Raw genomic sequence first — 16,339 nt, forward strand, 5'->3', positions numbered from 1 at the left:
CGAGGGCGCGACCAGGTGAGCGTCGGCTAGCTCGCCCCGCTGCCCTGAACGTGCTCACTCGCTGACGCGCAGCACCAGCTTGCCGCGGGTACGGCCCTGCTCGCCCCGGCGGTGCGCCTCGGCGGCCTCGGCCAGCGGGAGGACGTCCTCGACCTCGACGCTCACCGCGCCCTTGTCGATCAGCGCGGCGATCTTGGCGAGCCCGTCGCCGTCCGGCTCCACGAGGTACGGCAGCGCCCGCAGTCCCTGCGAGCGTGCCGTCTCCAGCAGTTCGGCCGAGACGCCCGAGGGGACGGCGACGATCGTGCCGCCGGGGCGGAGAGTCCTCAGGGAGCGAGTGCTGGTCGCGTCCTGTCCGTCGCCGACGAGATCGAGCACGACGTCGACATCATCGATGGCGTCCTCGAAGCGGACGGCGGTGTAGTCGACCAGTTCGTCGGCGCCGAGCGAGCGCAGCCAGTCGTGTTTCTCGGCCCGTGCCGTGCCGATGACACGGGCGCCGAGGTGTTTGGCGAACTGCACGGCGAAGTGGCCCACGCCGCCCGCGGCGGCGTGGATCAGCACCCGCTGCTCCGCCCGGACGTTTGCGGCGTCGGTGAGCGCCTGCCACGCGGTGAGCGCTGCCAGCGGCACCGCGGCGGCGTGGTCGTGGTCGACCGAGGCGGGCTTGCGGGCGAACTGGCGCGCGGGAGCGGTCACATACTCCGCGTACGCACCGGCCTGGCGCGGGAACCACGGCATGCCGTACACCTCGTCGCCGACCTGGAGCGTGTGGACGCCGAAGCCGACGGCCTCGACGACACCGGACACGTCCCAGCCCAGGATGAACGGCGGCTCACCCAGCACGGGGGCCATACCGCCGCCTTCGCGGGTCTTCCAGTCCACCGGGTTCACCCCGGCGGACCGCACCCGCACCAGCACCTCGGTGGGAAGCGGCTCGGGCCGGGCGACCTCGGTGACGCTCAGTACTTCGGGTCCGCCCACGGTGTTCTGGGTGATCGCGCGCATGGTCGTGCCGCTGCTCATGTCGGGTCTCCTGGAGGGCATGCCGGGGGTGCGGACACACCGCCCGGGTCGGTTGATCATCGACCCCGCCAAACTAACCGCTGGGTAGTGGTTACCCGCAAGGACCACTACTATCCAGAGGGAAGTATCAAGCTCAGCGGCTGTGCAGGAGGCTCTCGATGTCCGTCACGTGTACGACGGGTCGCCATGACGACCATGATGTGTACGCCGCGCAGTGCCCGTGCCGGGACGTCCTCGACGTGCTGGCCCACAAGTGGACCGCGCTGGCCATCGGTGCGCTGGAGGAGGGCCCGCAACGCTTCGGTTCGCTCCAGCGCAGGCTCCAGGGTGTCAGCCCCAAGGTGCTCACCCACACGCTCCGCAGGCTGGAGCTCCACGGCTTCGTCGACCGTACGGTCTATCCCGCGGTGCCCCTGCACGTCGAGTACGAACTGACGGAGCTCGGGCGCGGAGTCGCCGTACCGCTGAGCGGACTGCGCGACTGGGTGGAGGTCCACCTCGACGAGATACGGTCCGCCGGTACCGACGACCTCGCCCACGGCTGAGCGGGCGCCCACTCGGCGCGCGCACGGCGCCCCGTCGGCACCCCGCTCCGCCGCCCGCGGGCGCGTGCGGCAAGGCGGAGACGGCCTTCTCCGTACGTACGCCCCGCCGCTCAGCTCGCCGCCGCGAGCACGGCGGGCCGGGCGAGCGCCGCGGAGAACTGGTCGACGACCAGCCCGAGAGCCTCGGCCGCCTCCGGGGCGATCGCGAGGCCGTCGTCGCCGCTGACGATCTGCTTGTCGAGGGTGAACCAGCCCTGGACGACATGGGCCGCACCCATCGAACTCAGCACCGGACGCAGGGCGTAGTCGATGGCCAGGACATGGGCGGTGGTGCCGCCGGTGGCGAGCGGCAGAACCGTCTTGCCGCTGAGGGCGTACTGCGGCAGCAGATCGAGCAGCGCCTTGAGCACCCCGGAGTAGGAGGCCTTGTAGACCGGGGTGCCGATGACGACCCCGTCGGCGCGTGCGAAGAGCTCCGTCGCCTCGACGATCGCCGGATGCTTGAAGTCGGCGCCCAGGAGTGCCTCGGCGGGAATGGTACGGACATCGAGGGGCAGCACCTCGTGCCCCTGGGCGGCCAGTCGCGCGTCCAGATGGCGCAGCAGACGGCCGGTGCGGGAGGTTGCGGAGGGACTTCCTGACACGGACAGCACGACGGCCATGGGGATTCCTTCGGGGTGTGGGCGAGCGTGGGACGTTGAACGGGTGGTTCCGGCACCTGGCTGTACGGGCTCGGCCGCCGTCGCCGGAGGAAATCACATCTTCGTTCGCCGAAATTCGCGCAGCAGGAATTCATTGCGGGGAATACGCGAAATCGACCGCGGTGGGGCAGGGGAATCCCGCGCTCATGAAAGCGGGGAGCGGACGGGGCACGCGGGAGGGCGGGGTGGATTGTTCATACGCCCGCACTATGCGGCGTCCCGGGATCCGTGGCGCGGACCGGCGGAAGGAAGAGGGAAGAGGGCCCTGCTACAGAGCCATGACGCGGCAACAGGCGGCACTGGAGACACGGGCGAGGTCGACGTGCCGCCGCCGTGTGAGGTCCAGTCGCGTCTTCATGGCACCGATTTCAGCAAGGGAGAGTGGATTCAGTCAAGGGATGAGTGATCGATCTCGCATGCCGGACCGATGTGAACGCCCCGTAAATCATGCGCCGGACGGCCATTTGTTGCCACATGTGCTGGTCGCATCCGAATCCGTGCGCCAGCATCACCACCGGTCCGCCGGACCGGCCGGTCACTCTCACGTGGTTCCTGGTTCGCACATCTATACGACACATCCTCGCGAAAGGAGTGCCGCGGAAGCCCGGTCCGGACCGGTCGGCCCCGGGCCGGGCTTCGCCGGACGCGCCTCAGGCCGTCACAACGAGGTCATCACGTGCTTGATGCGGGTGTAGTCCTCGAAGCCGTACGCCGAAAGGTCCTTGCCGTAGCCGGACTTCTTGTAGCCGCCGTGGGGCATCTCGGCGACAAGGATCATGTGCGTGTTGATCCACACGCAGCCGAAGTCCAGCCGCTTGGACATACGCATCGCGCGGGCGTGGTCCTTGGTCCACACCGAGGACGCCAGCGCGAAGTCGACACCGTTCGCCCACTCCACCGCCTGGTCCTCGTCCGTGAAGGACTGGACGGTGATGACGGGGCCGAACACCTCGTTCTGCACGATCTCGTCGTCCTGCCTGAGGCCGGAGACGACGGTCGGAGCGTAGAAGTAGCCCTTCTCGCCCACGCGGTGGCCGCCCGCCTCGACCTTCGCGTGGTCGGGGAGACGCTCGACGAAGCCGGCGACCTGCGCGAGCTGGTCGGCGTTGTTGAGGGGGCCGAAGAGGACGTTCTCCTCGTCGATGCCGCCGGTCCTGGTGTCCGCCGCGGCCTTGGCCAGCAGAGCGACGAACTCGTCATGGACCGACTCGTGCACCAGCACGCGTGTGGCAGCCGTACAGTCCTGCCCCGCGTTGAAGAAGCCCGCGACCGTGATGGAGTCGACGGCCTTTTCGAGGGCGTCACGGTCGAGGTCGTCGAAGACGACGACCGGCGCTTTGCCGCCCAGCTCCAGGTGGACCCGCTTGACGTCCTTGGCGGCACTTCCGGCCACCTGGATGCCGGCGCGCACCGATCCGGTGATGGCGGCCAGGGCGGGGACCGGGTGCTCGACCATGAGCCGGCCGGTCTCGCGGTCGCCGCAGATGACATTGAGAATGCCCGCCGGGAGTCGCAGCTCCTTCACCACACGGCCGACGATCTCGGCGAGCAGCACCGTCGAGGCCGGTGTGGTGTCGGACGGCTTGAGGACGACGGTGTTGCCGGCGGCGATGGCGGGGGCGAACTTCCACACCGCCGTCATCATCGGGTAGTTCCACGGGGCGACCTGAGCGCAGACACCGATCGGCTCGCGGCGGATGATCGAAGTCAGGCCCTCCGCGTACTCGCCGGCCGACCGGCCTTCGAGCATACGGGCCGCTCCGGCGAAGAAGCGGATCTCGTCGACCATCGGGACGATTTCCTCGTCACGTGTCACCCGCCGGGGCTTGCCCGTATTGCGGCACTCCGCCTCGACGAGCTCGTCGGCACGTGCCTCGACGGCGTCCGCGATCTTCAGGAGCAGGGTCTGGCGGGTGCTCGGAGTGGAGTCCCGCCACGTGGGGAAGGCATCCGCGGCAGCCGTCATGGCGGCGTCCACGTCTGCCGTGCCCGAGAGCGGAGAGCTTGCGTACGCCGCGCCGCTCGTGGGATCGACGACCGCCAGAGTGCGGCCGTCCCGCGCGTCGACGAATGCACCGTTGATGTAGTTGCGCAGCGTACGGATACCACTCACGCGGCTCTCCTCATGTCCGGGAAGTGCAGATGGCCGTGAAACCCGCTGTCGGGCGGACCCGTACGCGGTGATGACACAGCTCCCCGGGGGTGAGGGGTGGCCGTGAAGGGGCGTCCGGGGCGTACCGGGAGGGGCCCTGTGCGTCGGGGCGTGGAATTGGCGACTTCCACGTCGTCGGATTGCACCGGGGACAGGGGCTGGGGGAGGGACCCGGCCGGGGCGGCCGGCCGGGTCCCTCTGCCCTCAGAAGTTAACCGGCGCCCGACCGGCCATGAAGTGGTGGATTCATCCACTGCCCGGGTGCGAAGTGGATGATCTGCACAGTGTCGGGCTTGTTGACCCGCCCCGGGCGAGTACCTACTGTTGCGCCACACGGTCGCCGAACTGACGCAGATCGTAGGTACATCTCCGCTCTCAACCCGCGCATCACCCGATCGTGATGGCGTATGGGGGCAGATCCCGGGACGTCACTGCCGTTGGCGACGGCTGCGGACCGGGCGTCGCACAGTCGGCCCTTTCCCTGTTCGGCCTCTTCTCTCCTTCCCCGCCGGTGCTGATCCCTGTCGCGCTCCGCACCAGTCATCGGTGTGCCCCGACGCGGGGCTCGTCGTGATCCAAGAAAGGCATGGCCAACCATGAATGAGCAGTCACAGAAAAGCCTGAGCCGCCGTTCGCTGCTGAGGGCTGCGGGCTACTCCGCCGCGGCGGCGCCCTTCGCCGGGTCGCTGCTCACCGCGTGCAGCACCAAGTCGACCCCCACGGCCAAGTCGAACACCGCTGTCACCGTGACGTCCTACGGCGGCTCGTACAACGATCAGCTCACGAAGACACTGCTCAAGCCCTTCGAGAAGAAGACGGGCATCCGGTCGTCGTTGCTCGCCAACACCAGTCTCGCGGGACTCAAGGCGCAGGTGCTGTCGGGTGATGTGCAGTGGGACCTTGTCGAGCTGACCGCGCCGGAGTACCTCCAGGCCGTCGACGAGGGCCTGTTGGAGAAGCTCGACTACTCGGTGATCGACCCCAAGGGACTGCCGGCGTACGCCAAGTCCGATTACGGCATCAAGTACCTGAGTTTCCTGTTTGTGATGGCCTGGGACCAGAAGCACATCCCGGACGCGGGGGCGCCCAGAAACTGGGAGCAGTTCCTCGACCAGGGGAAGTACCGGACCAAGCGGTCGGTCTACTCGCAGCTGTCCGACAGTTCGATCCTCGAGGCCGCACGCATGGCCGCCGGGGTGCCCTTCGACAAGATCTACCCCCTCGACGTGGACGCCGCATTCGAGTACCTCGTCCAGCACCCCGGCCGCGACCGGCTCATCTATCACGCGGCCAATCAGGAGCCGATCCAGCAGCTGACCTCGGGTGAAGTGTCGCTGTCGACCAGCTTCAACAACCGGATCAACGCGGCCCGCAAGGACGGGGCGAGGCTGAACTTCACCCCGACCAACAGCGTCGTCGCCGGTGACTACTTCGTCGTCCCCAAGGGATCGAGGAACAAGGAGGCGGCCTTCCGGCTCCTGGACTTCATGAGCAACGACGCCGCCGCGGGAGCCGACTTCATCCAGACCACGAACCTCACCCTCGCCAACACGTCGGCGCTCGCGAAGTTGCCGCCCGCCGTTGCCGACAGCCTCCCCACGAGTCCCAAGCTCGCGGACTCGATTCTCGTGCGGGACGACGCCTGGTGGGCCAAGCACCTGAAGGAGACCGAGCAGAAGTTCAAGCTGTGGCAGGCGGGCAGCTGATGACGTCCATCCTCACCGAAGTCACCGCCTCGGTCGGCGATGACATACCACGCACACGCCGCAGGCGCCCCCGCGTCGGATGGCTCCTGCTCCTGGCCCCGGTGCTCGCGTTCGACGCCGTCCTTTTTCTGACGCCGCTGGGCAAACTCGTCTCGGTCAGCACCCAGGGCGATGCGTACGAGCAGATCCTCAAGGATCCACTGGTGTCACGGTCGCTGATCAACACGCTCGAGATCAGTGGACTGTCGACCCTGGCGACGGTCGTCCTTGGATATCTGCTGGCCGTGGTGATCTGGCGTCGTGGCCCCCTGGCCCGCGTCATCCTCTTCGCCCTGGTCCTGCTGCCGTTCTGGACGGGCGTCCTGGTGAAGAACTTCGCCTGGGCGGTCCTCCTTCAGGACAACGGGCTGGTGAACAGCGCACTGCAGATGATCGGCGTCACCGAAGCCCCGGTCGCCCTGCTCCACAACCGCTTCGCGGTGGTGCTGGGAATGGTGCACTACCTGCTGCCGTACGCCGTGTTCCCGATCTTCGCGGCGCTGTCGGCGATCGACGACCGTCTGGAACTGGCGGCCCGGTCGCTCGGGGCGAATGAGGCGTCGGTCTTCCGCCGGGTCATTCTGCCGCTGACCGTGCCGGGAGTCTCCGCCGCGGGCCTGCTGGTGTTCATCATCAGCACCGGCTTCTTCATCACACCCGTCGTGCTCGGCGGCCCCGGCGACATGATGATCGCGAACGAAATCGACTTCTACGCACGGCAGTTGGCGGACTTCGCGGGAGCGTCGGCGCTCGCCTTGGTGCTGACGGTGATCGTGAGCGTTCTTGTGGCCGTCTACCAGCGGATCCTGCGTGCGGGAGGCGAATATGAGGCAGGCTAGCCCTCGACATCTCTCGGCGCTGATCGCGTCCGTGCCGGTCTTCGTCTTTCTCGTGGTGCCGACGCTGATCGTCCTGCCGATGGCGTTCACCGGGAGCCGGTACATCACGTTCCCGCCGGGCCGGCTCTCCACCGAGGCGGTCTCCGGCTTCTTCGTCGACCAGGCGTGGATGTCAGCCCTGCTCGCGAGTCTGCAGGCCGCCGGTGTCGCCGTGGTGATCTCGGTGCTGCTGGGTGCCACGGCCGCGGTGGCGCTGCACGGGCGGACCTTCCCCGGGAAGGCGGCGGTCACCGGGCTGATCCTCGCCCCGATGATCGTGCCCGCGGTGGTGCTGGCGCTGGCGTTCTACCAGTTCTTCATCTCCGCCGGCCTGGTCGGTACGGTGCTGCCGATCGGCCTCGCCCATGCGGTGATCGCCGTGCCGTACGCATTTCTGACCGTGCGGGCAAGCCTCGCCGGGCTGAACCCGGCGCTCGTACGCTCCGCGAGCAGCCTGGGTGCGGGCACATGGTCGGTGCTCCGCTTCGTCTACCTGCCGGTGATCCGGCCGGGGCTGATCGCGGGGGCGCTGTTCGCCTTCTCGGTGTCCATCGACGAGACGGTCATCGCCCTGTTCCTGCAGTCGCCGCACGCCACAACGCTCCCGGTGAAGATGTTCACCGACATCCAGTACAACCTCACGCCCAAGATCGCGGTCTCGTCGGCGATGCTCGTGACCGTCGCCACGATCGGTCTGCTCGTGCAGGTCTGCCTCACCATCCGCCGCCGCTCCATCGCACGGCTGCTGCCGCTGACCGCTGCCGCCGAACAGACAGGGTGAACCGATGAACACCTCGACCACACTCCCGGCGCCCGCCCCGGATACAGTCGCCGACGAGGAGCGCGGCTCGATCGAACTGCGCCGTGTGCGCAAGACGTACGGTGACGTCACCGCCGTCGACGACCTCGATCTGTCCGTCAGTCCCGGGGAGTTCGTGACCCTGCTCGGGCCCAGCGGCTCGGGCAAGACCACGACCATGATGATGGTCGCCGGCTTCGAGGAACTCACCTCGGGGACCGTGCTGATCGACGGCAAGCCGGTGGACCGGCTCCCGCCGAAGGACCGCAACCTCGGAGTCGTCTTCCAGAGCTATGCCCTGTTCCCCCATATGACAGCGGCCGAGAACGTCGAGTTCCCACTGCGGATGCGCGGCATCCGCTCGGGCGAGCGGCGCAAGCGCGCCGAGGAGGCCCTCGCCCGCGTGGGGCTCGCCGGGCTGGGGGACCGTCGCCCCCGCCAGATGTCCGGCGGTCAGCAGCAACGCGTCGCGCTCGCCCGCGCCCTGGTGTTCAACCCGGCGGCGCTGCTGCTCGACGAGCCCATGGCAGCGCTGGACAAGCGACTGCGGGAACAGATGCAGGACGAGGTAAAGACCCTGCAGAGGGCCCTGGGGATCTCCGTCGTCTTCGTGACCCACGACCAGGACGAAGCCATGTCGATGTCCGACCGGATCGTCGTCATGCGCGACGGCAGGGTCGTGCAGGAGGGAGCGCCCGAGGACGTGTACGCCCACCCGCTCACCGACTGGGTGGCCAACTTTCTCGGTGACACCAACCTCCTGCCGTGCACGGTCCTCGAGCGCCGTGGCGGCGTCGCGGTCGTCGACCTCGGAGCCTGGGGAGTGGGCAGGGTCCTTGACCGCGGTGCCGAGGGCGATGCCTACGCGGTGTCGATCCGGCCCGAACATCTGCGGTTCGTCGACGCCGACCGCAGCGAGAACCGGGCCACCGGCCGCCTGCTGTCGTCCACCGGCCTGGGTGCCACGGTCCGGCACCGGCTGAACGTGGGAGGCAAGGACGTGGTCCTGCGGGAACTCAGTACGGGTACGCGGGGCGGTTGCCCCACGGACTCCGAAGTGAGCGTCGGCTGGTCCCAGGACGAGGCCCAGTTGCTGGTCCTCGAGTCCTGACCGCCTGGCTTCCGGACACGCCTGTGCCTTCTCCGCCCCCTACCCCCGGGACGGGGAAGGCCTCGGTTTGCCGAATTGGCAACAAGGATGGCCACTCCCATGCCGTCCGCCACATGATCGGCACCGAGCTGCCGTCGGCGGGGCAAGCACAGGCTTCGCATGGGGCAGAGCGAGAGCCCTGGAGGACGCATGTCGCAGCAGGCCACGGCCACCACTCACCGGCTGGTCCCTGCGCCCGCAGGCTGGCTCCACCTCGTGGAACAGGGTTCCGGGCCGCTGGTGTTGCTCGTGCACGGCTTCCCGGAGTCCTGGTACGCCTGGCGCCATCAACTGCCGGTGCTCGCCGCCGCCGGATACCGTGCGGTCGCGACCGATGTCCGAGGCTACGGCCGTTCCTCCAGGCCCGCCGACACGGACGCGTACAGGATGCTGGACCTGGTGGAGGACAACGCGGCCGTGGTGCACGCCCTCGGCGAACCCTCCGCGGTGATCGGGACACGACTGGGGGGCGACGATCGCCGCCAACTCCGCGCTGGTCAGGCCGGACGTCTTCCGTGCGGTCGGTGCCGGTCCGCAGACTCCGTGCCTTCCCCCGCGTCGTCAAGCGCAAGATGTCCAACTGGGGCCTCACACGGCCCCAGCACCGCGACTGGCCCCAGCCTGCTGCCCCGCCCGCCGAAGCCGTCACCATTACCCCCGCCTCCAAGACCGCCCCGGCCAAGCGAAAACCGAAGGTCACGGCCTAAAACAGCGGCATTGCCTTTAGCCCCCTTCAGCCCTGGCGTACCTCGTAGGCGAGCCCCGCGAGGACAAGATCCTCCCAGGCCATGCCGACGCTCTTGAACAGCCTCGGGCGCGAGGTGTCGACGCTCACCGTGCCGCGTGCAAGATCCGCGAGCCCCACCAGGGCGTCGGCGGCGATCGCGCCCGACCGCACGGCGAGCAGGATGTCACCGGCCTCGCGCAGCGCGGCTCCGCGTGCTTCGATCACCACTGTCGAACGGCGTACGCACGCTTCGTCGACCTCACGCGCCTCCGGCTCGTGCGAGCCGACGGCGACGACCGTGGCATGCGCGGGCAGCGACGCGCCGTCGAAGAGGGGCGTGCGGGCCGTGGTGCAGCAGGCGACAAGATCCGCCTCGGCCACCGCGTCAGGAGTGCCCGCCTCCATCACCGGGCCCGCATCCCCGTACCGCGCAAGGAAAGCATCCAGCCGTCCCCGGTCGCGGCCGACGACCGTGACATGGCGCAGGGGGCGAACGGCCGCCAGCGCCTCGACATGGCTGTGCGCCTGCGGCCCGGTGCCGAAGACGACGAGCCGCTCCGCGCCGGGCACGGTGAGCAGATCGGCGGCGCACGCCGAGACCGCGGCGGTCCGGACCGAGGTCAGCGCGATGCCGTCGAGCACGGCCAGCGGGCCGAGGGTTTCGGCGTCCATCAGCAGATAGGTGCCCTGGACGCGGGGGAGTCCGCGGGCCGGATTGTCCGGAGCCACCGTGGCGATCTTGACGCCTGCGTAGCGGTGGGATTCCGAGGGCATCAGCAGCAGCTCACCCCGCGCGACACGGACGGCGGAACGGGCCGGATCGGCCTCCGGGTCGAGCCCCTTGCGCAGAGCCGCCAGGAGCCCGCTGACCGCGGCCGTCATGGGCAGCGACGCGTACACCTCCTCGGCAGTCATGACCACGGGCGTTTCGTGGTGCATCAAGGTCCTCCGTCGCTGGCGTGGGCGTCACGAGGGCGCACCTTCATCGCCGCGGGAGCCGGCGTCGGCACCCCCGGCGATGAAGGTCGGGAACGAGAAGATCACACGGTGGGTGCCCTGAGGGCATCACATGTTGGGCACCGCGAGCTTGTCCCAGCTCGACTTCCCGGGAATGCCGTCGGCGTCGTCGGCGGACAATCCCAGCTTGCGCTGCCACACGGAATAGGACGTGCGATCGGCATGCGTCCACTCAGGGCCCGGGCCCTCCTCGTACCGCCCGCAGTCCTCCGCCACCAGCCGCTCTCCCATCGCCGTGATGATGGGGCTGCGCCGGCCTGTGACGAAGAACGCGGCACCCGGGAACGGCTCTAACGCTGCGGCCGGGGGCCGGTGCGACGCCGGTGGCTCCTCGTGCGCCGGAGGCCTGGCCCTGCCACCGAGGCGCGCGTCGATCCGGGCACGCATCGAGTCCATGGTGAAGCCGCGCGGGTCGACCTTCCCCGGCTGCCACTCCTTGTGACCGATCACCGAGCGCTCGGACCAGCCGTGGGCCCGGCAGATCGCCGCGGCGGCCTTCTCGATCGCCTCCAGCTGGGCGGCGGGCCACTTGTCCTGGCCGTCGCCCAGGTTGATGCATTCGAAGCCGTAGAAGTGGCGGTTGCCGTCGGTGTTGGCCTCGTTGTCGTTCGGCAGCGCCTTCTCGTCGATCACGGCGCGCAGGACGTCGTCGTCGCCGAGTCCGGCGTGGTTGGCCCGGCCGTGGCCGACCATGTGGACCGTGCCGTCCTTGGCTATCACTCCGTGGCACAGCGGCCCCGGCAGGCTGGAGTGACCGTCGTAGCAGAGGTTGACGGAGCTCTGGGTACCCGATGTCACGGTGTGATGGATCATCACACCGTGCACGGGACCCCACGGCCCCTTGTGATTGCGGTTGTGCGTACGCCAACTCCGGTGCTCGACGACGGTGAGCCCTTCGTTGCGCAGCGCCTTGAGGAGCTTGTCGGCTGTCAGCGGCGTTGCCATCGTGGTGCTCCTTTCCCAGTAGTGGTCAGTTCTCCGGCTGACCTTCGTCCTGCGCTGCCCGCCGTGAACCCGGATTGCCCGCAGTCTCGTTCTCAGCGGCAGCGGCTTCCGCCTCATACGTTTCATCCGCCGCAAGTGCCTCAGCGTCGGGGGCAGGAACGGGGCTTGAGAGCGGCGCGAAGGCCAGGCGCAGATCCGCCTCCGAGCCTTCGCCGAGCACCCGGGCGAGCGGCGCGTAGTGGGTGTGCCGGCCGTATGGGGCTTGGACCAGGGGGCGGCGGGCCGCATCCGTCGGCCGTTCGACGCCGCCCGTGACCGTGTGTGCCGCGACGGCCCAGAAGTCGCCCGCCCCATAGGTCCAGCCGGCCTCGATATAGACGAACACGCCGTCCTCCAGGGGCAGCCAGCCGCCTTCCTCGACGCGGATCGCGCCGTTGCGGAGCTTCGCCGCGCCCTGCTTCGTACGGCTGGTTCCGGACGCGTGGCGCAAGGCCGAACGCTGGTCCCAGCGGCGCAGAAACGGATGCGATGCGGGGCGACGCCCCACGGACGGGTCCGGCTCGCCCGAGAGCCGCACGCGGCGGCCCGGCAGATCGACCTCCTCGATCCGCAGCAGCGGCAGCGGCTCACCGCGACTGAGGTAGGCGGTATCCGCGAACTCGACCCAGTCACCGATGTTCAGGTCCATTTTATCGTCGCTGGCCACAGAGGCCAACTCGACCCAGGCGCCGTCGAGGTCGTCGACGGGGAACGTCATCGATCCGTTCTGCCGCGACCAGTTGAAGGGGCGTCCTACGCGGGGCCGCCCTCGTGGATCTCCACGTGGTACATCTGGTTCTCCGTGCCCCGGTGGCGGGCGTCCGGCCCGACCGGGCACGGGTCCTCGTCCGCGCGCTCGGGACGCTCGCCGCGCGCCGCCATCCGCGCGTCGGGCGCCTGAGCCGCGGCCCACTTCGCGAAGGCCGCCCGCACCTGGTCCTTCGTCGCGCCGTCCGCCAGTTCCAGCTGTGAGCCGGCAGGCGGAAGCACCTGCCGGACGACCTTGAGCCGGGCCGCCGTGCCGGGCATCGCCCCTCGCGCGGCCGAGACCGCGGACGCCGACCGCCGCGAATCGGCAGCACCCGTGCTCCAGCGTCAGCGCCCGTACGGTCTCCACTGCGCCCGCCGTCGCAGGCCGCAGCCGAGGTCGGTCCGTGCCAACCGCTCGTGCGCACCCCGGTGACCTGCGCGGCGAGCCGGGATCGCCGCCGTCGCGGTGCTCGCCGTCTTGTGTTCCGTCGGCCGGACGGCGGGCCGGAAGGGGTCAAGACGCCGGGGGCGCGGCCTGCTTGGGGTCGTCCTTGGACGCGACACTGACCGGCACATCGGGGTTCCGGAACCAGGTGCCCTGCACCGCCCGCTGAATGAACATCAGGACGGCACCGATCACCAGGGCGCCCACGCCGATCACGGACACGCCGCCCGTCTCCCCGAACACCGGGAGATCGATGACGGTGGATCCGTACTCCGGGTCGGCGTAGACGCTGAAGGCCGCGTAGCAGAACAGTCCGAGCAGTATCAGGCCGCCGAGGCCCGGGAGGATGCCCTTCAGCCACAGGTCCGAGGCGCTGCGGGTGAGAACCTTGCGGAAGTACCACACGCAGGCGAAGCCGGTGAGGCCGTAGTAGAACGCGATGCCCAGGCCGACCGAGTCGACGGAGTCCCCGAGAACGTTCTCGCTGATGGCCGTCAGGCCGGCGTAGAAGGCGATCGACACCAGGCCCATGACCACGGTCGACCAGGTGGGGGTGAGGAAGCGCGGGTGGACGCGGGCGAAGACGGAGGGGAGCGCCTTGTGCGTCGCCATCGAGAAGCTGGTGCGGGCCGTGGGCAGAATCGTCGTCTGCGTGGAGGCCGCGGCGGAGGTGAGCACCATCAGGATCAGCAGATTCGCCAGGAACCCGCCGAATCCTTCCGTGCCGAACACCTGGTCGCCGAAGCTGCCGAGCACATCTCCGGCGTTGTCGGGGTTGGCGAGCCCGATGCCCTTCTCGCCGATACCGGCGAACGCCTGGGCCGATGTGGTGACCAGGATGTAGATGAGCAGCAGCAGGACGGTGGAGATGACGGCGGCCCGGCCGGGGGTGCGCTCACGGTCGGCGGTCTCCTCGTTGACGGAGACGGCGGTGTCCCAGCCCCAGTAGATGAACACGGCCAGCAGCACGCCCTGGGTCAGGGCACTTGCCGAGCCGATCTCGAAGGGGTTGAACCAGGAGGCGTCCACATGCAGGGACTCGGCCGGAGCGTTGTCCCCGTACACCTTCACCAGAGCCCAGACGGAGAGCACGGCGAGGAGCACGAGTTCGATGGAGAGCAGCCATTTCTGCAGGGCGGCGGAGATCTCGATGCCGACGTAGCAGATGGCGGTCATCACGGCGATCCAGATGACACCGGCGAGCGCCGTCCACCAGCGGCTGGCGGCCAGTCCGTCGGCCCCGATCAGCTGGAATCCGTACTGTCCGGCGATCTGGGCCAGGTTCGCCATCACGATGATGTCGGCGATGATGATGCCCCAGCCGCCCATCCAGGCGGTATGAGGGCCGAATGCGCGCGCCGACCAGGTGAAGGTCGTGCCGCAGTCGGGGTCGACTGCGTTCATCGCCTTGTAGCCGTAGGCGATGAAGAGCATCGGGATGAACCCCAGCATCACCACGATCGGTGACTGCAGGCCGACGGCCAGGACGATGAAGCCGAGGGTGGCGGCCAGGCTGTACGCGGGGGCGGTCGAGGCAAGACCGATGGCCACGGAGGAGACGAGCCCGAGTGCACCGTCCTTGAGTCCCTTCTCTCCCACCGCCGACGACTGCGGGGGCGAGGGGTCGGGTGATTCGCCGGGGGCTGTTTGCATGAGGCGGCCTTTCGCCGACGGCCACGGGAACCCGGCGCGACTACGCGAACGGGCAGGCATCGCTATGTACTGGCTTACACCTATTTGATCCTGAGTGAAAGCTGAGCGCATTCCGGCGAGGACCGCGCCCTGGGAGACGTGGACCTGCGGGGCGACGCGACCCGTTGACACGCATGCGGCCCAGCGGTGTCACGGCGACGGCGGGATCGATGACCGAGACGAAAGGCCTGGGAACCGCCGAACACCCGGCGCTGTGGGATTCCTCCTGACCCACGCACCTCCTTCCTGAAGGACTGCGCCGCCCTCCCCGGTGGTGCCGCCGCCGCGTGTACGGAAGGCGGGAGAGCGGGTCAGACCCGTCCCGCGGCGCGGTGCGGTTCGAACCAGCCGCCGTCCCTCTGATCTGGCCCGGACTCGGCCGAACGGCGGGTCGCGGACCCGGGCTCGGACTCGGCAGGGGGGCGCGGCTCGGGCGGTGGGCCGGGCTGTGGGGGCGGGTGGTCCAGCAGTCGGGTGCGGGCGTCCGGGTCGATCCAGTTCACCGGGCGGGGATCGAGGAAGTGCTCCGCGTGCGAGACATGGCCGCGCCGCGCCACCGACGCGGGCAGCGGGTCGCGGATAAGCGATTCTGCGGGAAGACCGGACTCATGGAGCAGTTCCGCCGTCTCCTGGACAAACATCACGGGACCGCAGAGATAGACGATTTCGCCGGGCCATTCGCGGCGGGCGCGCAGATTGCTGTGCAGACGCTCGGCAGCGCGGACGCGGCCCTCGCTCCACTCCTCGTACCACCAGTAGGCGCTCAGATAGGGATGCGCGCGGAGGATGTCGACGAGCGCTCCCGAGTCGTAGAAGTCCGCTTCGCCGCGGGCGATGACGTCAATGCGGATGCGGGGCGCGGGCTTTCGGGCCAGTAACTCGTTCAGGACCCCCTTGACCGGCGCCCAGCCCGTACCGGCCGCGATCAAGGTGACGGCGGGGGTGCCGGGCGGCGGGGCGAGCGCGGAGCCCGACGCGGCGCCCAGCCGGAGTATCTGGCCGGGTTCGGTACGGTCGCACAGCACCGTGCTGAGCAGCCCGTCGGTGACCCGGCCGACATGGAATTCGAGCACACCGTCGCGGTCGGGGCGGCCCGCCAGGCTGTACGGCCGCCACACGCCGGGCAGTTCGGGATGCTCGACGCCGGCGTACTGGCCGGGGAGCCAGTCATAGGGCGCGGACGTGAGGGCCCGGATGACCGCGGTGTGCCCGCCGTGCAGCCGGTGCGAGAGCACGGTCGCCTCCCACGACGCGGGCTCGTCCGCCGCGATGGACAGGTGTGCGCCGCCGGTCATCGCCTCGGCCGCGCTCCGGTACACGCGGACCCACGCCGCCTCGGTCCGTTCGTCCCAGGAGTGCGAGCTGTGGAAGCGGATGGCGGCGACGAGGCTGTCACCCACCGCCGCGTAGTCCTCGTCCGCCGTCCCGAACTTGCGGTGGTCCCGGCCCAGTCGCTGGAGATGCGCGAGCAGGCCGGGGTGGTCGAGGTGGTCCACGAGATGGACCAGGGCGGTGAAGAGCCGATCGTACTGATCGTCCATCCGGGCGGGAAACAGCGGACGCAGTTCCGGATGGTTCGTAAACAAATGCGCGTAGAAGTAGCGCACCACGTGCGAGGAGCGGAGCCTGACACGCTCCAGACTCGCCCTCACCACGGCTATGTCGTCGTTCATACAATCCCCCGCGCCCTTGTGCAGCACCATCCGGCCGCGCAGGGTCCGGGTGCGA

General features: G+C 69.2%; 16 protein-coding genes and 2 pseudogenes. 7 read left to right on the top strand and 11 right to left on the bottom strand.

The window, feature by feature from the left end; translation table 11 throughout:
* Positions 1-54 precede the first annotated feature (54 nt).
* On the bottom strand, positions 55-1,026 hold the full coding sequence (locus OG293_RS33420) for an NADP-dependent oxidoreductase (RefSeq protein ID WP_406002471.1): 972 nt from the start codon (positions 1,024-1,026) through the stop codon (positions 55-57).
* Positions 1,027-1,184: 158 nt separating this feature from the next.
* Between OG293_RS33420 and OG293_RS33425 the strand changes: the two genes are divergently transcribed.
* Positions 1,185-1,571 carry a winged helix-turn-helix transcriptional regulator gene (locus OG293_RS33425; protein ID WP_406002472.1) on the top strand — a complete coding sequence of 129 codons (387 nt, stop codon included), beginning with the start codon at positions 1,185-1,187 and terminating at the stop codon, positions 1,569-1,571.
* 110 nt (positions 1,572-1,681) lie between these two features.
* Here the strand turns inward: OG293_RS33425 and ssuE are convergent, their stop codons facing one another.
* The 4 genes and pseudogenes from ssuE to OG293_RS33445 form a co-directional block, all read right to left on the bottom strand.
* Positions 1,682-2,233: an NADPH-dependent FMN reductase gene (gene ssuE / locus OG293_RS33430; RefSeq protein WP_406002473.1), complete on the bottom strand. Its 552-nt coding sequence runs from the start codon at positions 2,231-2,233 to the stop codon at positions 1,682-1,684.
* Between the two features lie 307 nt (positions 2,234-2,540).
* Positions 2,541-2,630, bottom strand: coding sequence for a putative leader peptide (locus OG293_RS33435; RefSeq protein ID WP_406002474.1), 90 nt, complete (start codon positions 2,628-2,630; stop codon positions 2,541-2,543).
* Between the two features lie 109 nt (positions 2,631-2,739).
* Positions 2,740-2,841 (bottom strand): annotated as a pseudogene (locus tag OG293_RS33440) (alpha/beta hydrolase); the annotation flags it as partial.
* A gap of 89 nt (positions 2,842-2,930) precedes the next feature.
* A complete protein-coding gene (locus tag OG293_RS33445; RefSeq protein WP_406002475.1) occupies positions 2,931-4,385 on the bottom strand; it encodes a gamma-aminobutyraldehyde dehydrogenase in 1,455 nt (484 codons plus the stop codon).
* 635 nt (positions 4,386-5,020) lie between these two features.
* Here OG293_RS33445 and OG293_RS33450 point away from each other — a divergent pair.
* The 6 genes and pseudogenes from OG293_RS33450 to OG293_RS33475 all read left to right on the top strand — a co-directional run bounded on the left by OG293_RS33450 (position 5,021) and on the right by OG293_RS33475 (position 9,703).
* Entirely contained in the window at positions 5,021-6,130 is a 1,110-nt protein-coding gene (locus OG293_RS33450; RefSeq protein ID WP_406002476.1) for an extracellular solute-binding protein, read from the top strand.
* On the top strand, positions 6,130-7,008 hold the full coding sequence (locus tag OG293_RS33455) for an ABC transporter permease (protein WP_406002477.1): 879 nt from the start codon (positions 6,130-6,132) through the stop codon (positions 7,006-7,008). The genes OG293_RS33450 and OG293_RS33455 overlap by 1 nt, the downstream gene beginning before the upstream one ends.
* Positions 6,995-7,828, top strand: coding sequence for an ABC transporter permease (locus OG293_RS33460; RefSeq protein WP_406002478.1), 834 nt, complete (start codon positions 6,995-6,997; stop codon positions 7,826-7,828). The genes OG293_RS33455 and OG293_RS33460 overlap by 14 nt, the downstream gene beginning before the upstream one ends.
* Positions 7,829-7,832: 4 nt before the next feature.
* Positions 7,833-8,957 (top strand): ABC transporter ATP-binding protein, encoded by a 1,125-nt coding sequence (locus OG293_RS33465; protein WP_406002479.1) that lies wholly within the window; start codon positions 7,833-7,835, stop codon positions 8,955-8,957.
* Positions 8,958-9,146: 189 nt separating this feature from the next.
* Positions 9,147-9,555 (top strand): annotated as a pseudogene (locus OG293_RS33470) (alpha/beta hydrolase); the annotation flags it as partial.
* Complete coding sequence (locus tag OG293_RS33475; RefSeq protein WP_406003868.1) at positions 9,521-9,703, top strand: hypothetical protein; 183 nt, start codon at positions 9,521-9,523, stop codon at positions 9,701-9,703. The pseudogene OG293_RS33470 and the gene OG293_RS33475, both read left to right, overlap by 35 nt.
* 26 nt (positions 9,704-9,729) lie before the next feature.
* Here the strand turns inward: OG293_RS33475 and OG293_RS33480 are convergent, their stop codons facing one another.
* From OG293_RS33480 to OG293_RS33505, 6 genes are all read right to left on the bottom strand, one after another.
* Positions 9,730-10,662 carry an ornithine cyclodeaminase family protein gene (locus OG293_RS33480; protein ID WP_406002480.1) on the bottom strand — a complete coding sequence of 311 codons (933 nt, stop codon included), beginning with the start codon at positions 10,660-10,662 and terminating at the stop codon, positions 9,730-9,732.
* A 126-nt stretch (positions 10,663-10,788) separates the two neighbouring features.
* Positions 10,789-11,685, bottom strand: coding sequence for a peptidoglycan-binding protein (locus OG293_RS33485; RefSeq protein ID WP_406002481.1), 897 nt, complete (start codon positions 11,683-11,685; stop codon positions 10,789-10,791).
* A gap of 25 nt (positions 11,686-11,710) precedes the next feature.
* Positions 11,711-12,442, bottom strand: coding sequence for a DUF6519 domain-containing protein (locus OG293_RS33490; protein ID WP_406002482.1), 732 nt, complete (start codon positions 12,440-12,442; stop codon positions 11,711-11,713).
* A gap of 35 nt (positions 12,443-12,477) precedes the next feature.
* Positions 12,478-12,753 (bottom strand): DUF6519 domain-containing protein, encoded by a 276-nt coding sequence (locus OG293_RS33495; protein WP_406002483.1) that lies wholly within the window; start codon positions 12,751-12,753, stop codon positions 12,478-12,480.
* Between the two features lie 235 nt (positions 12,754-12,988).
* On the bottom strand, positions 12,989-14,572 hold the full coding sequence (locus OG293_RS33500; protein WP_406002484.1) for an APC family permease: 1,584 nt from the start codon (positions 14,570-14,572) through the stop codon (positions 12,989-12,991).
* A 350-nt stretch (positions 14,573-14,922) separates the two neighbouring features.
* The gene (locus OG293_RS33505) at positions 14,923-16,284 is read right to left on the bottom strand and encodes a globin domain-containing protein (protein WP_406002485.1); all 1,362 of its coding nucleotides are present in this window, start codon (positions 16,282-16,284) and stop codon (positions 14,923-14,925) included.
* Between the last annotated feature and the right edge of the window lie 55 nt (positions 16,285-16,339).

It is taken from the genome of Streptomyces sp. NBC_00829 (assembly GCF_045161795.1).
GTDB lineage: Bacteria > Actinomycetota > Actinomycetes > Streptomycetales > Streptomycetaceae > Streptomyces.

Excerpts from the sequence above, each read along its gene's own strand:
- OG293_RS33420 (WP_406002471.1), bottom strand. The coding sequence starts at position 1,026 with ATGAGCAGCGGCACGACCATGCGCGCGATCACCCAGAACACCGTGGGC.
- OG293_RS33425 (WP_406002472.1), top strand. The coding sequence starts at position 1,185 with ATGTCCGTCACGTGTACGACGGGTCGCCATGACGACCATGATGTGTAC.
- ssuE (WP_406002473.1), bottom strand. The coding sequence starts at position 2,233 with ATGGCCGTCGTGCTGTCCGTGTCAGGAAGTCCCTCCGCAACCTCCCGC.
- OG293_RS33435 (WP_406002474.1), bottom strand. The coding sequence starts at position 2,630 with ATGAAGACGCGACTGGACCTCACACGGCGGCGGCACGTCGACCTCGCC.
- OG293_RS33450 (WP_406002476.1), top strand. The coding sequence starts at position 5,021 with ATGAATGAGCAGTCACAGAAAAGCCTGAGCCGCCGTTCGCTGCTGAGG.
- OG293_RS33455 (WP_406002477.1), top strand. The coding sequence starts at position 6,130 with ATGACGTCCATCCTCACCGAAGTCACCGCCTCGGTCGGCGATGACATA.
- OG293_RS33460 (WP_406002478.1), top strand. The coding sequence starts at position 6,995 with ATGAGGCAGGCTAGCCCTCGACATCTCTCGGCGCTGATCGCGTCCGTG.
- OG293_RS33465 (WP_406002479.1), top strand. The coding sequence starts at position 7,833 with ATGAACACCTCGACCACACTCCCGGCGCCCGCCCCGGATACAGTCGCC.
- OG293_RS33480 (WP_406002480.1), bottom strand. The coding sequence starts at position 10,662 with ATGCACCACGAAACGCCCGTGGTCATGACTGCCGAGGAGGTGTACGCG.
- OG293_RS33485 (WP_406002481.1), bottom strand. The coding sequence starts at position 11,685 with ATGGCAACGCCGCTGACAGCCGACAAGCTCCTCAAGGCGCTGCGCAAC.
- OG293_RS33490 (WP_406002482.1), bottom strand. The coding sequence starts at position 12,442 with ATGACGTTCCCCGTCGACGACCTCGACGGCGCCTGGGTCGAGTTGGCC.
- OG293_RS33495 (WP_406002483.1), bottom strand. The coding sequence starts at position 12,753 with ATGCCCGGCACGGCGGCCCGGCTCAAGGTCGTCCGGCAGGTGCTTCCG.
- OG293_RS33500 (WP_406002484.1), bottom strand. The coding sequence starts at position 14,572 with ATGCAAACAGCCCCCGGCGAATCACCCGACCCCTCGCCCCCGCAGTCG.
- OG293_RS33505 (WP_406002485.1), bottom strand. The coding sequence starts at position 16,284 with ATGAACGACGACATAGCCGTGGTGAGGGCGAGTCTGGAGCGTGTCAGG.